Annotated in this window: 4 protein-coding genes; all 4 read left to right on the forward strand. The window is 33.2% G+C overall.

Features of this window, described 5'->3' with window-relative positions; genetic code table 11:
- The first annotated feature begins 1,060 nt into the window (after window positions 1–1,060).
- Window positions 1,061–4,582 carry a S8 family serine peptidase gene (locus tag BM319_RS06015; protein WP_091021743.1) on the forward strand — a complete coding sequence of 1,174 codons (3,522 nt, stop codon included), beginning with the start codon at window positions 1,061–1,063 and terminating at the stop codon, window positions 4,580–4,582.
- A gap of 526 nt (window positions 4,583–5,108) precedes the next feature.
- Window positions 5,109–6,413, forward strand: a complete 1,305-nt coding sequence (locus tag BM319_RS06020; protein WP_091021745.1) for a helix-turn-helix domain-containing protein — start codon at window positions 5,109–5,111, stop codon at window positions 6,411–6,413.
- 552 nt (window positions 6,414–6,965) lie between these two features.
- Window positions 6,966–11,126, forward strand: coding sequence for a S8 family serine peptidase (locus BM319_RS06030; protein ID WP_091021749.1), 4,161 nt, complete (start codon window positions 6,966–6,968; stop codon window positions 11,124–11,126).
- A gap of 424 nt (window positions 11,127–11,550) precedes the next feature.
- Window positions 11,551–15,681, forward strand: a complete 4,131-nt coding sequence (locus tag BM319_RS06035) for a S8 family serine peptidase (RefSeq protein ID WP_091021751.1) — start codon at window positions 11,551–11,553, stop codon at window positions 15,679–15,681.
- Window positions 15,682–16,082 lie beyond the last annotated feature (401 nt).

Consider the following 16,082-nt stretch of genomic DNA (forward strand, 5'->3'; position numbering starts at 1 on the left):
TTTTTCATCAAAAAAAGTATACACTAAATCCTAATCAAATAGCCTTTACTTAGAGTAATCTAGCAGTTTTTATTAATCAGTTTGTAGTTCAATTAATATCGAACATTAAACTAAATTAGTCAAATGAATTTGTTTTTCTAAGAATAAGCTCATAATTTTTTAACTTCTGAAAAAAACATGTCTAGTGTTATTGGAATCATAAAGTTGCTCGAACATATTTACATTTAAAACCATTAAAAGATCATCCAGAAAAATGATAATTTCATCATTATTAAATGTTCATTTAATGTCCGTTTTCCCTATTGACCATTTTATATTTCAACACTCTGGAAAAGACGACTGTTATTAAGTCGTCTTTTTTCAAGTTTAAAAAATCTTACCGAGTTGTCTGAATATCTTCTGTACAGACTCGGGATAGTGGTTAGAGGTTTTATAGTATTTTAGTAATTCATTGCTATAAATATTAATCGTAGAAGAGGAGTGTGTCCCAAAAGTAAATCTTTTTAGGGGCACCTTTTTTTTGAAAAAACAAGAAAATGCTCCCTTTTGATAGATTGAATAAAATGGAGCCTACGATCTTTTCGTCTCTTCATCTAGGTATCCATTGACCGCTATAACATCCAAAAATGCAGATAGAGATTTGGCTTGAAAATAATAAAGTTGAACTATTTAAGCTTTATTTAATTCTTTCTATTTTACTATTTTTAATTGTACTTCAAGTTAGAAATTCATAATTTTTTCCTTCAATTTGTAATTTAATCAATAAATTTGCTCATCGACTTAGTTGGATTATCCCGATTAAATCATTCTTTTTAGAAGCCTCTCGACCAAATAAGGTAAAATTCCCTTATTTTCTACTTGAGTTTTTGTTTTTTAATTTTTATACATAGGTCTAAAGGTCATATAAATAACCCAATATGATTCTTGCAACAACGCAATTAAAATTAGTATTGTACCAGATTTGGCCAAAGAATGAATAATCTTTTTGGTGCTTTTGAGTTAAATCTATTTCATTTTAATAGATTAAGAAAATGAAAGTTTACTGTAGAGGAGAGTAAAAATGAAAAAGAAAAAAAGTTTTCCTTACAAGGTCCTTGCAACAACAACTTTGGTTACAATGTTATTTATATCAACAGGATTTGCTGAAGGAACAGAGGAAAATCAGATCCCTGCTCCAAGTATTGAAGAAATTGTAAAACAAGGTCAGCAAATTTTTGTCGATGAGCAAAAACAAACTGCTCAAGATGCGGTAGATGAGTTTGGCTATAAAGATTTAAAAGAGAAGGGAATAGTAAAACCTTATAAACCAAATGAAAAAGTACGTGTAATCGTTGAAGTTGAGAAGCCACAAACAGCCACGGAAGAGTCTAATCAAAGTAAAAGAGCACAATTTAAACAAAAACAAGATGAAGCGATTGAACACATTTCTAAGAAATCAGATGTGAAAGTTAAACAGCGTTTTTATGAAGGCTTTAATGGTTTTAGTGTAGAAACTGAATTTCGTAACTTAGAGGAAATTCAATCGACTCCAGGTGTAACAAATGTACATATCGCAAGAAAATTTCAGCCTTCTATGGGGGCAAGCAAAGAATTAGTACAAGCTCAAAAAGTATGGCAGGATTATGGCTATCAAGGAGAAGGATTACTTGTTGCTATAGTCGACACGGGAATAGACTATACTCATAAAGATATGAAGTTGACAGAAAAAGGAAAAGCAAAGGAAAAGTATTCGAAAGAAAGTATTCAAAAAAAATTCGCGGAAACTGGTGTGGGCGAAGTATGGTACAGCGACAAGGTACCAACAGGATATGACTGGGCGGATCATGATACAGATGTCATTCCACACAGTGCAGGGAATTCACACGGTATGCATGTTGCAGGTACAGTAGGAGCGAATGGTGACGAAGCAAATGACGGAGTAAAAGGTATTGCACCAGGAGTACAGTTGTTGGCAGAAAAAGTATTCTCTGATAATGCAAATGGAGCATATGAAGATGATATTATTGCTGGTATTGAGCACGCGGTGACTATGGGAGCAGATGTCATTAACATGAGTTTAGGAACTGACGCGGGTTTCGTAAGTGAAGAAGATGATCCAATTCAAAAGGCGATCCGTGAAGCAACCGAACAAGGTACGCTTGTAGTTGTAGCGGGTGGAAATTCTGCTTATAGCACAAAAAATAATCTAATACCGTCCTCCGTAAAACCGTATGCTGAAAATCCAGATATTGGAACAGTTGGTGAACCAGGAGTAAGCCCATATGCATTATCTGTTGCTTCCTATGAAAATACGAGTATACACATGGCATCTCTTAAATCAGAAGATGGTTTACAGTTACCATACCAAGACCAAACACAGTTTGATATGAGGCTTTCTAGTGTATTATCGCCACTTGAATCTTACGAGATGGTATACGTTGGAGAAGGTAAGACAGCTGATTTTAAAGATAAAGATGTGACAAATAAAATTGTCGTTGCAAAACCAAATGGAAAATATGGTTCATATACTTATATTCAAACCGAAGCGAAAAAGAAGAATGCAAAGGCAGTAATCCTTGTACCTGCGAATGAAGATGTTGACTATCCATTCGTATATTTTAGTCCTTACTTTACACCTGCTGCAACGACTAGCAGAGCAGTTGGAGCTACTTTAATTTCTCAGTTAACGAGCGGTCATATTGTGAAAATGAAACCGTCAACTGGAATCTATGTTGAAAATCCAAATAAGAATACGATGTCATATTTCTCATCTTATGGTACACCACATACATTAGACTTTAAGCCTGAGATTTCTGCACCTGGTGGTAAAATTTATTCGACTGTTCCAGGAAATCAATATGAGGTAATGAGCGGAACATCTATGGCAAGTCCTCATGTTGCAGGAGGTTCAGCATTAATACTGCAATCACTATATGAAAAAGGTTTAACTCATTCAGAAGAAACAGCTTTAAAAGCAAAAATTGCATTAATGAATACTGCAAAGTTAGTTCTTGATCCTTCTACGAATAATGAAGTACCGTATTCCCCACGCGTACAAGGTTCGGGCTTAATGCAAATTGAAAATGCGATTAAAACACCAGTACTTGTGACAAGAGAAAAAACTCCGCTTGAGCAAGCAGGAGCAGTTGCGTTAAAAGAGATCAAATCTGATAATGTACACTTCAAATTAAATGCAGAAGCGCTTCAAAATTTGAATATAAAAGATTTAGAATATCAAGTATATGTTGACGTTTTAACGGACGGTAAAGTAACAAAAGATATTGACCTAGATAATGATGGAACATTGGATTCAAAAGAATATTTAACGTTAAAAAGCGAGCGTGTACAAGGTGCTATCGCATCTGTGAATGGAGAAACAGTATCGTCTACAGCAGGAAAAACATTAAAAATTAAACCAGGACAAGAAAAAAATCTCGATATTCAAATTCAACTTCCGTCAAGCTTAAAGAAAGGTACATTTGTTGAAGGGTATGTCCGTTTAGTTCCATCTGGTAAAAACAGTGAGTCAGCAGTTCCTTTAACGGTTCCATACATGGGTTACTATGGTGAATGGGATCTACCACAAAATATTGATCCTGCAGCATATGAAAAAGATGCGTTCTTAGGATATACGACACTTTGGAATGACGAACCATTTTCTGAAAATACATACCCATTAGGATATGATCCAAAAACAGCAAGATTTAATAAGGATCGAATTGTTATTTCTCCTAATGCTGGGTTAAATACAGTGTTCCCAACATTTACTGTATTACGTAATTTAGAAAAGACTGAAATGTACGTGGAGAATGCAAACGGAGAAATGATTAAATACCTAGGTGACTTTAGTGAATATACTGGAAAGCCATGGAAGTTCCGTAAAAATATTATGTCTTACAGCGACTACATGAATGGTGGTTATGTATGGGATGTAACAGACGAAAACGGAAAAGTTGTTAAGGATGGCACTTATAACTATGTCATTAAATCAACATTAGATTATAAGGATGCGAAACCACAAATCGTGAAACTTCCTTTCCATGTTGATTCAGTTGCTCCTGTTGTATCCGATATTCAAGTAAAGCCTATAGATGGTCAATATGAAATTTCATTCAAAGCTACAGACAATGAAAAAGGAAGTGGCTATTACGGTGCGATTGTTTGGTATAACGGTAAATATAAGCCTTTACAACCAGGTCAAACATCTTTACTTGTAAAAGAAGAGCCTAAGAGTGTTGTTGTATTAGGTTCCGATTATGCTTTAAATCACAGTTACACAGTTTGGGGAGACACTTCTTATATTAATGAAGGAATGCTTGTTAGCTATTTCAGTGTATACCCAAATAAAAATGTTAATGCAAGTACTCCTGCTCAAATCAACGGTTATGGCAATAACAAAGTGAATTGGAAAATTAATGTTAAGGATGTAAACGGCAACCTTGTGGATTCTTTTAATGTTGATAATCAAGTTGAAATTCACTTGAAATGGGCTCCTGAAGCTACTGTTCTAAGTGGTACGTATACAATATCAGCAGATGTGGTAAGTAAAGACGGCTTTAAAGTAACTACAAAACCACAGACAGTTACCGTTTTACAAAAATAATGAATCAAAAATAAAAATGCAGGAAAGAATGTTTCCTGCATTTTTATTTTTGTGATCTATTTTTATTTACAAATTGAAGTAAGAAAATAAAATTTATGATTCTTTAAGATTCCGCTTGAAGTGTTGGGATTAGAATTTTTAAAGTATTTTAGTCATTCATTGCTTAAGTATTAATTTTAAAAGAGGCATTTTTCTAGATTTGGAAAAATGTTTTTTATGATCCGGATTTATAGAAGTCCTCTGACTATTCCTTCTTAATATAAGATTATCTTATTATAATTTTAAACTAATTAATTTTATTAGAAAAGATTGTTCTTGTATAATAAAACCAATAAATATTGATGTTAGAAAATTAAAAAAATATTTGGAAAAACGAATTCTATCCATTGGAATCCTACATTTACGTCATAACTCAAACGAAAGAAAAAACAATAATTTATTGCAATTTAAAAGAAATGTAATGACATAAACAAAAATTACTAAACTGAACTATTTCTAATAATGTTGGTTCATTAGGGAGGCTAAAATGTTAGTCGGAGAAATTTTCAAATTTTATCGTGAAAAAAATGGAATCAGCCAATCAAACCTAAGCAAAGAGATTTGCTGTAAAACATATATTAGTAGATTCGAAGGTGGAAAAGTGAGTATATCACCTGATATTTTATCCAAATTAACAGAACGGTTAGGGATTGATCTAAACAAAGAAATGAAAGCATTACATCATATTGAACAGCGGTTAAAAGATTGGGATCTTGCCATTATTATGCAAAATTCCATTCAAATTGAGGAGATAAAAAAAGAATTAGAAAGTATACCGTTTATCAAAGCTTCTAAATATGCAGTGTATTATCACTTATTAACAGCAAGGTACTATCTTCATAAGAAGATGTTACCTGAAACTAAATCGATAATCGAATATGCGGAAAAAAATTTCCAAAGGATTTCTGATTTTGAAAAAAATCTTCTTCTACACATTAAAGGAATGTTTTGTATTAGTACATATCGGACTACAACAAGTGAAGATTTTAGAGAGGCAGTTAAAATTTTAAAACAAATTAATATAGAAGAATACAAAAATGAAGAATATTACTATCACTTAGCTCTTGGCTATCACTACGCAAGGGGGAAAGTACTAGCTTATACTTATGCTCAAAAAGCAAACGATTATTTCATTAAAACACGTAACTATTTGCAAGCAATAAATGCTCAAACTTTAATGTTAATGCAATTTGAAAGTGAAAATGATATCGATTTTATGGAATTAGTAGAAAGCTATATGAATTTAATTCATAATTGTGAAAACTTAAGTGATAATGAAAAAAAACGTATTCTTTTAAATAATTTAGGGGTAGAGTTCTTTAAACGAAAAGATTTCGAGCAAGCTGCACATTATTTTAAGAAATCATTATTCATGACAGATCATACATCATTCTATTACTTACGACGATTCTACAATTACATTGAATCATGCTCGGAAGGACAGTTATTGAATATAGAAAATCTTTTAGAGGAAGTAAAAAAAGGAATTGCTTTAGCTAAGAAACATAATAGCCCGATTCATCTCACATTATTTAACCTCTTACTTTTGAATTGTAAAAAAAATCGAAGTGGGTATTATGATTATTTAGCAAAGGTAGCTATTCCACAGTTTGCTTCAACAAATAATGTTTTTTATTATGAACAGTATGGGAAAAAATTATATAAATACTATATGGAATTAGGTCAATATGAAGAAGCGATCGAATTGATTCAGTTCTTTAGTGATAGTGGTAATCAACGTGACATTCCTATCGAAACTAATCAAGTAAAAGCGGAATTGGAATGGATTTAATAATAGAAATTTTAGGAGGAGCTCTAAATACTGGCTTCTCTTTTTTGCATATTAGAAAGTATAAATTGGCAGCGGAGAAAAAAACTCGACGTAGTTGTGTAACTACGCCTCTGTCTGCGCCTAAATGCTCGCCAATTGCACGAGTTTTTTTATTTGGGTCATCATTGTAGCTAATTTATAAGTAGATTAGTTGAATTCCTCTTTAGGTTACTAGTTTTTAAGTGAGGACGACGTAGAGATACATTTAAAAATCACGACGCTAGATTCTTAACTAGCCAAGAGCCCCTAAAGTAAGTGAAAAAACTATAAGGGAGTGTTATTACAAAACTTTCGAAGAGTACAAGTAAAAATAAGACCTTATTATTAAAAATCTATAATTTTTAATTTTACCAGAATATTCTAATTATTTATAATGAAATCAATGAATAGGGGAGGGGATGGAGTTAAGCCGGAAGTTGGAAATCATTCATTGTTCTAATCCAAATTAGAGAAGACCTCGTTATGTATTTGAACAATTTTTATTAAAATTAATCTTTACAGGGAGACTTAGGAATGGAGAAAAAGAGTAAGGTTTTAAAAAGTTTTACTGTATTAGCGTTAACATCAAGTTTTATAATAGGTTCACTTGGCCACATATCTCACAATACAAAAGCAGCTAGTCCAAGAAATGTAGACGAAATTCTAGCAAATTTAACTTCGGAGCAAAGAGCGGCTCTTCATCAACTTTCAACAAATGAAGAGACAGGTCTTCAAATTTCTTCAGATATTAACTTAGCCTCTTCAAATCTAACCTCTGTTATTGTTGAATTTAACAATAAGCCTGCTAAAATTGCTCAAATTGAAGCAAGTGTAGAGGGGCAATCATTATCTGAAACTGAAGCATCTAAACTTGTAGATCAGGACCATAAAACATTTTCGAATGATGTAGAGAAAGTATTAACGAATGAAAACAATAAAAAAGTGAGTTATAAGATTAATCGTTCATATAAACATGCTTTCAATGGTGTCTCGCTTAGTCTACCAGCAAATCAAATTAAGAATCTATTAAAATCCAAAGCAGTTAAAACAGTTTGGAGCAACGAAACATTTTCGATTGATCCTCCAGCAAAAGCAGAAAATAATGAACAGTTAAAAACTGATGAAGCAAATGTTGCAAATTATACACCTTATGATGGTTTAGACCGTTTACATTCAGAAGGGTATACAGGTAAAGGAATTAAAGTTGGCATTCTTGATACAGGAATCGATTACAACCACCCAGATTTAAAGGATGCTTACCAAGGTGGATATGATTTTGTTAATAACGATAATGATCCGATGGAAACGACGTATGCCGATTGGGTGAATGCTGGAAAACCGGGAACAGCGGCCAATTATTATACTGAACATGGTACACATGTTGCTGGGATTATTGGTGGACGAGGTGTAGCAAACAGTGAGTATAAAACAGTTGGTGCAGCACCTGGATCAGACTTATATGCCTATAGAGTACTAGGACCTGGTGGTAGTGGTACAAGTGAAAATATTATCGCTGCGATCGATCGAGCAGTTCAAGATGGTATGGATGTCATCAATATGTCGCTTGGGGCATCAATTAATGATCCACTTTATGCAACTTCAATTGCTGTAAACAATGCTGTACTAAGCGGCGTAACGACTGTCGTAGCAGCAGGTAATAGCGGGGATCAAATGTATACATTAGGATCACCTGGTGCTGCCGCATTAGCTTTAACAGTCGGTGCATCATCAATCGCACTTGATATTTACCAATATGCTGGTATCCAAGATGGCAAAAACTATACGTTAAGACAATTAGCAAGAAATTATAAAGATGATGTAACAACATTAAAAGGAAAAACGTATCAACTTGTTGATGTTGGTTTAGCAAATCCAGCTGACTTTAATGGAAAAGACTTAAACGGTAAGATTGCGTTCATTAAGCGTGGATCAATTGCTTTAATTGACAAAATCAAAAATGCAAAAGCAAAAGGTGCTGTTGGGGTTTTAATGTATAACGATGAAACAAATAAAGCTGAAGGTGCAATTCAAGCATTTTTAGGTGAATCAGTTGATGCGATTCCTGCATTCTCCGTTTCAAATGATGATGGTAATACAATCGCAGCTGCAATTAAAGCTGGTAAAACAGACTTCACATTCGGAGATTTCACAAAATTAAAAACTGCTTCTGATGAATTAGCACAATTCAGTTCTAGAGGTCCATCTCGAGTGGACTATGATATTAAACCAGAAGTAATTGCACCTGGTGTATCAATCCTTTCGACGGTACCATTCTATGTAAACGATAAAACAGTTAATGGATCAAAACCAGAAGATTACAAATATGCGTATGAGCGCTTATCTGGAACTTCCATGGCAACACCTTATGTTGCAGGGGTCTCAGCTCTCTTACTTCAATCAAATAGAGATTTAAATCCGGAAGATGTTAAATCAATCTTAATGAATACAGCAGATCCTTTGGCAAAAGATTACAGTGTTTTTGAAGTAGGAAGCGGTCGAGTAGATGCATATGAGGCTATTCACTCAAATGTAGAATTAGAGGTAGTGGACAAGACCCCTACAATTATAAATGGAAAACAAAAATCCATTAAAGAATTAACTGGTGGAATGAGTTTTGGTTCTTTTGGATTTGACAATCAAGATATAGCTGATTCACGTACAGTTATATTAAAGAATCGCAGTGAAAAAGCAAAAACATTTAATGTAGATGTGAAATTCCAAACTGGATTAAGAGGATCGAAGGATGCAGCTCAGAACAATGTAACTTTAACAGGCCCTTCGACTGTTAAATTAAATGGAATTAGCCAAAAATCATTTGAATTTAACTTAAACTTTCCAAAAGCAGCAGAAAAAGGTACATATGAAGGTTATATCACTTTCACGAATACTCAAGATTCAACTGAAACATACCAAATTCCATTTGGTGGACGTGTAATAAACGAAGGGATTGATACATTTAAAATTGAAAATCCAATTTTTTCAGACGAAGGCGCTTGGCCACAAACTAGTTATCCAGATCTTGACTTTTCGATGAATCTAAAATCGCATATGAAGACTTTAGATGTCGTATTACAAGATCCAAATACAGGTGAAGATTTAGGACTTGTGGGATTTTTTAATACACTCCTTCTAAATGAAAATCAAACATATTATGTTGGTGCAGCTTTTAATACCTATTATTATCCATTTACAAGTGATCCAAAAAATCCAATTAGCAGTGATCCTGTCAAAATTAATACGGGTCATTATAAATTAAGGCTTGTTGGTTCAAATGAAAAAGGTAAAACATTCTCGGCGGCTTCGGATTTCTTATATGAAGTTGGAACTCCTACAATAACTTCAAGCTTTGATTCGTTAGATCAAAAGGTTATTGAATATAATGAAAGTCAGTTAGATTCTAAGGGAGAATTTTTATATGATTTTAATATTAATGTAAAAGATCCTGAAGTTGAGGAAGCAAATCGATATGGTATTAATGTTGATCAATCAAGCAATTCAGTTGTTTCTTTTTACAATTGGGGAAGACCAACATTACCATCATATACAGATAAAAATGGAAATTATGATGAGCATCAAATTTTAGTTAGAAGTCAGATTCAGCCTTTAACTGTTCAATTTTATGGCTTAGACGCAGCGAAAAACGCTACTGCTGATGCTTCTGCGATGCTAAAAGTTGCTTTTGTTAAAAATACTTATCCTTACTTTTATTTAAAAGCAAATAAAAAAACTGTAACTACGGGAGAATCGGTTAATTACAGTGTTCGTTCGAATAATATTAAAAACTTAAAAACAACAAAAATTACATTGCCAGTCGATACTAATTTAGCTGCAATTGAAAATGTTGTTGTAAATGATGCGGTTAAACAATACGGCGATGCACAAGTATCTGTAGAAACTGCACCTTATTTCGATAGTGTATTAAATTATACGTTTACATTTACGTATTCTGGTACTAAACCTTTACCAGAAGATTTGAAGTTATTTAATTTCGATATAAAAACACTTGATAAATATACGCGTTCAACTCCATTCTTATGGCATATAATGGATGCTACAACATTTGATCAATCAAATGTTGAGACAGATAATGTCTATTCTTATATGGAAGGTTATACGACTAAATCGAAATTTTCAGTACTAGAAGGTTCATTACAATTAGAAGGGACGAAAGATCCATCTACTGGTGAAAAGATTTATTCGATTGATCAAAGTCAAATCGGTGCAAAAGTTACGGTGACTTCATATGATGGGAAAACAGTCGTTGTAGCTCCTATAACATCTAAAGCTGGTAGTTATATTGCTGAAGGACTTAAAGCAGATAAAAATGCTTATACAATAAAAGTAGATGTACCGGGTCACTTTACAATGCAAAAACAATTATATTTATCGAATGAAGTTCGTGGTGAAACAGTTGGAAAGAGATTAAGATACTTACTTGAAACAGCATCAGCTGGTGATGTAAATAAAGATAATGTGATCGATATTTTAGATGCAATAGCTGTACAAACATATTGGGGTACAAATAAAGCATCTGCAGATTTTAACTTTGACAAAGTTGTGGATAAGAAGGATATGGATTTCATCATAAAAAATTATGGATTGAAAAATCCGACGGTAGCAAATGCACCAAAAGCAAAAACTTCTTATAAAGGTGTTACGTTAGACACTGTATTAAGTCAGTTAGGTTTAGAATAATAAAAATCAATTGGAAAGGGGAAGTCGTATAGCGGCTTCTCTTTTTTGATCTGTCTGTTTTAGCACAATAAGCGATATTCATAACCAATTTTTTGGAATATTTTTCAAAAAATATTTTATCAGAAAAACGTCAGTGTTGATGTGTAAATTATATTAATAAAAGATTTTGGGCACAAAAATACTTCTAAAAGTGTTAGTTCAATTCTTTAGAATGCAATTAGAAAAAATAAGATTTCGTTATTAAAGTTATATTTTTTTTAATTTTACCAGAAAATTCTGATTACGTATAATGAAATCATTATATAGGGAAGGGGATAGAAACGAGTCGTAAATTGATAGATTATGCGTTCGTTTTTAAGAAAATTTGAGGTGAATCGAACAATTTCTATCAAAATAAACATTATTTTATAAGGGGATTGGAGAAATGGGGAAAAAGAGTAAATTGTTAAAAAGTTTTTCTGTTTTAGCTTTAACATCTAGTTTTATATTAGGTTCACTTGGACATGTAACTCAAAGCACAAAAGCAGCTAGTCCAAGGAATGTAGATGATATTTTGGCAAATTTAACTTCTGAACAAAGAGCGGCCTTAAATCAGCTTTCAACAAACGAAGAGACTGGTCTTCAAATTTCTAAAGACACTGACTTAAACTCTTCAGATCAAACTAGTGTCATAGTAGAGTTTAATAATAAACCAGCAAAAATTGCTAAACTTGAAGCAAGTGTAGAAGGTAAAACTTTATCTGAAACCGATGCTAATAAGCTAGTAGATCAAGATCACGAATCTTTTTCAAATGATGTAGAGAAAGTATTAACAGGTGATGAAAATAAAAAAATAAATTATAAGATTAACCGCTCCTATAAGCATGCCTTTAACGGTGTTTCAATGAGCCTACCAGCAAATCAAATTAAAAATCTAATAAAATCAAAAGCTGTTAAAACAGTTTGGAGTAACGAAAAATTTTCGATAGACCCTCCAGAAGTAGAAAATGATCAGCTAAAAACTGATGAAGCTAAAGTAGCAAATTATACTCCATATGACGGCTTAGATCGTATACACGCAGAGGGTTTTACCGGTAAAGGGATTAAAGTAGGAATTCTTGATACCGGAATGGATTATAACCACCCGGATTTAAAGGATGCTTACAAAGGTGGATATGATTTTGTTAATAACGATAATGATCCAATGGAAACAACGTATGCGGATTGGGTGAAGGCAGGAAAACCTGGATCTCAAAATGGAGCGGACTATTATACTGAACATGGAACACATGTTGCTGGTATTATTGGTGGACGCGGTGTATCAAATAGTGAGTATAAAACAGTCGGTGCGGCACCTGAAGCGGACCTTTATGCTTACCGAGTACTTGGCCCAGGTGGTGGCGGCACAAGTGATGCGATCATTGCCGGGATTGATCGAGCAGTACAAGATGGTATGAATGTCATTAACATGTCGCTAGGAGCAACAATAAATGATCCACTTTTTGCAACTTCTATTGCTGTAAACAATGCCGTATTAAGTGGAGTTACGACCGTTGTAGCTGCAGGTAATAGTGGCGATAAAATGTTTACTCTTGGATCGCCGGGAGCGGCTGCATTAGCATTAACAGTTGGAGCATCTTCAGTTGCAATTGATATTTATCAATATACAGGCGTGAATAATGGAAAAAGTTACAATATAAGACAATTGACGAAAAACTATAAAGATGACCTAACTACATTAAAAGGAAAAACTGTACAACTTGTCGATGTAGGACTTGGAGATCCAAGTGGCTATCAAAATAAGGATGTAAAAGGAAAATTTGTGTTCATGAACCGAGGAGTTTATACATTAGACTCTAAAGTTGCATATGCAAAAGCACAAGGTGCTGTGGGTGTTATCATGGCTAACGATGCAGCAAACAAGGCAGAGGGAGCAATTCAGACATTCCTTGGTGAATCAATGAATGCGATTCCTTCATTCTCAGTTTCATTTGATGAGGGTTCAGTGATTTCTGCAGCATTAAAAGATGGTAAATCAGATTTCAATTTTGGTGATTTCAAGAAAATTCAAACGGCATCTGATGAATTAGCTACGTTCAGTTCGAGAGGTCCAAGTCGTGTTAACTACGATATTAAACCAGAAGTAACAGCACCAGGTGTTTCAATACTATCAACGGTTCCGTTTTACGTAAATGATCAAACAGTAGATGGAACACATACAGAAGATTATAAATATGCATACGCACGCTTATCAGGTACATCAATGGCTACTCCATATGTCGCAGGTGTATCAGCATTATTACTTCAATCGAATAAAGATCTTAAGCCAGAAGATGTAAAATCGATATTAATGAATACAGCAGATCCACTATCTAAAAATTATAGCGTATATGAGGTAGGAAGTGGACGAGTAGACGCTTATGAAGCAATTCATTCAAACGTTGAGTTAGAAGTAAATGATAAAACACCTATGTTTGTGAATGGAAAACAAAAATTAATTACAGAATTAACAGGTGCAATGAGCTTTGGATCTTATGGATTTAATGGTGAAGATATTTCAGACTCAAAAACTGTTACATTAAAAAATCGTAGTGAGAAAGCAAAAACATTTGATGTTAATGTTAAATTCCAAACGGGATTAAGAGGATCAAAAGATGCAGCATCAAATGGCGTAACGTTAGAAGGACCAACTACAGTTAAATTAAATGGAATTAATCAAAAATCAATTAAGTTTAACTTAAACATTCCTAAAACTGCTGAAAAAGGAACATATGAGGGATATATTATTTTCACGAATTCCTCAGATCCGACTGAAACTTACCAAATTCCATTTGGTGGACGTGTTGTAAACGAAGGTATTGATAAGTTTAATATCGAAAATCCAATGTATGGCACAGACACAGCATGGCCAGCAAATGCTTACCCATTTATGGATATAACATTTACACTAAAATCACATATGAAGACGATAGATCTAGTACTACAAGATCCAACTACAGGTGAAGATCTTGGATTAGTAGGAACATTTAATGCGATTGCAGTAAATGAAAATCAAGAGTATTATACTCCTGCATTCAATACAATTTATTATCCATTTACAGGTGATTCGAAAAATCCTATTAGTAGTCATCCAGTATTTGCAAAAACGGGTCACTATAAATTGAGACTAGTTGGTACAAATGAACAAGGGAAAACATTCTCAGCATCGTCTGATTTCATTTATGAACTAGGAGCACCAACAATGACTTCAAGTTTTGATTCGTTGGATCAAAAAGTTATTGAAGTTAAAGATAGTCAATTTGATTCGAATGGAGAATTCCTATATGACTTTAACATTAACTTACATGATCCAGAAACTGAAGAAGCAACTCGCTTAGGATTACCTGTCGATCAATCAAACAATTCAGTTGTTTCATTTTATGATGGCAGTTTTCCTACAAATCCAATCCCAACAGATAAAAATGGAAATTACACTGATAAAATTTTAGTGAGAAAACAAGCTGAGCCATTACAAGTTCAGTTTTATGGTTTTGATTCTGCAAGAAACTTTAATGGTAATGCATCTAATATGTTAAGAGTCGTTTTTGTAGATCAAAATTTACCATATTTCTATGTAAAAGCAAATAAACAAACCGTTACAACAGGTGATAGTGTAAACTATACTGTTCGTTCAAATAATGTGAAAAATTTAAAAACAACTAAAATTACAATGATAAAAGATAGTTATGCTTCAGTTGAGAATGTAGTTGTAAATGATGCAGTTAAAAAGTATGGTGATGCACAGGTTAGTGTAGAAAGTACACCAACGAAGTATATTTTTACATTTAATTATTTAGGTGATAAAGCATTACCAGAAGACTTACCGTTATTTAATTTTGACCTAAAAACTGCTAACAAATGGACAACAGATAGTATTAACTGGTTTGGTATGAGTGGAACAACAATTGATCAATCAAATGTTGTAACGAACAATGTTTACGCTTATATGGAAAGTTATAAGGTAAAAACAATGTATTCAAGGTTAGAGGGAGCATTAAGACCAGAAGCGGCAGTTGATCCAATTAAAGGACTAAATTATGCAATTGATCAAAGTAAAATTGGTGCAAAAGTAACGGTTACCTCTTTTGATGGGAAAACAGTTGTTGAGTCTCCAGTTACAGATCGATATGGTAGCTATTTAATTGATGGACTGAAAGCTGATATAAATCCTTATACACTGAAAGTTGATGTGCCAGGTTACTTTACGATGAATCAAAAATTTGAATTGTACAGTGATGTTCGTGGTGAAATCGTTGGAAAGCGAATTAGATATAACTTACCAATCGCTGCAGCTGGAGATACGAATAAAGACAATGTTATCGATATTTTAGATGCTTTAGCTGTACAAACATATTGGGGTACAAATAAAGCTTCTGCAGATTTTAACTTTGATAAAGTTGTAGACGCTAAAGACATGAACTATGTTGTTAAAAACTATGGTTTACAAAATCCAACTGTAGAAAATGCACCTAAAGCGAAAACTTCTTATAAAGGTGCAACATTAGATACAGTATTAAGTCAGTTAGGTTTACAGTAAAGATTTAATATAAGTGTTTGTTATAAACGCAAAGGGAAGCTGATCATTTCAGCTTCTCTTTTTTTAAAGAGAGTGTAAATCAGCACTGTAATAGATTACATGAAAGTGTTGCCAATTTAAGGAAATGAGTAGATGCACCTCTGGCTTAGTCTAAAAGGCTCGCCAGTCTATGAGGCTACTTTATTTACTATTTAATTATAATCTGCTGATAAATCAGGGGTTTTTCTTAACAAAGATACATAAAAGGTAGGATCTAAAAAGTGATTTAGTATACTTTTTGAATTTAGGAAAAATTAGATTCTCTTATTAATCTTGAATTATTTTTAATTTTACCAGAAAATTCAGATTACGTATAATTAAGTCAATAAATAGGGAAGGGGAAAGAATTTAGTCGAAATTTG

This window comes from Bacillus sp. UNCCL81 (assembly GCF_900112535.1).
GTDB lineage: Bacteria > Bacillota > Bacilli > Bacillales > Bacillaceae_G > Gottfriedia > Gottfriedia luciferensis_B.

Coding starts and splice junctions, on each gene's coding strand:
- BM319_RS06020 (WP_091021745.1), top strand. CDS start 5,109: ATGTTAGTCGGAGAAATTTTCAAATTTTATCGTGAAAAAAATGGAATC.
- BM319_RS06030 (WP_091021749.1), top strand. CDS start 6,966: ATGGAGAAAAAGAGTAAGGTTTTAAAAAGTTTTACTGTATTAGCGTTA.
- BM319_RS06015 (WP_091021743.1), top strand. CDS start 1,061: ATGAAAAAGAAAAAAAGTTTTCCTTACAAGGTCCTTGCAACAACAACT.
- BM319_RS06035 (WP_091021751.1), top strand. CDS start 11,551: ATGGGGAAAAAGAGTAAATTGTTAAAAAGTTTTTCTGTTTTAGCTTTA.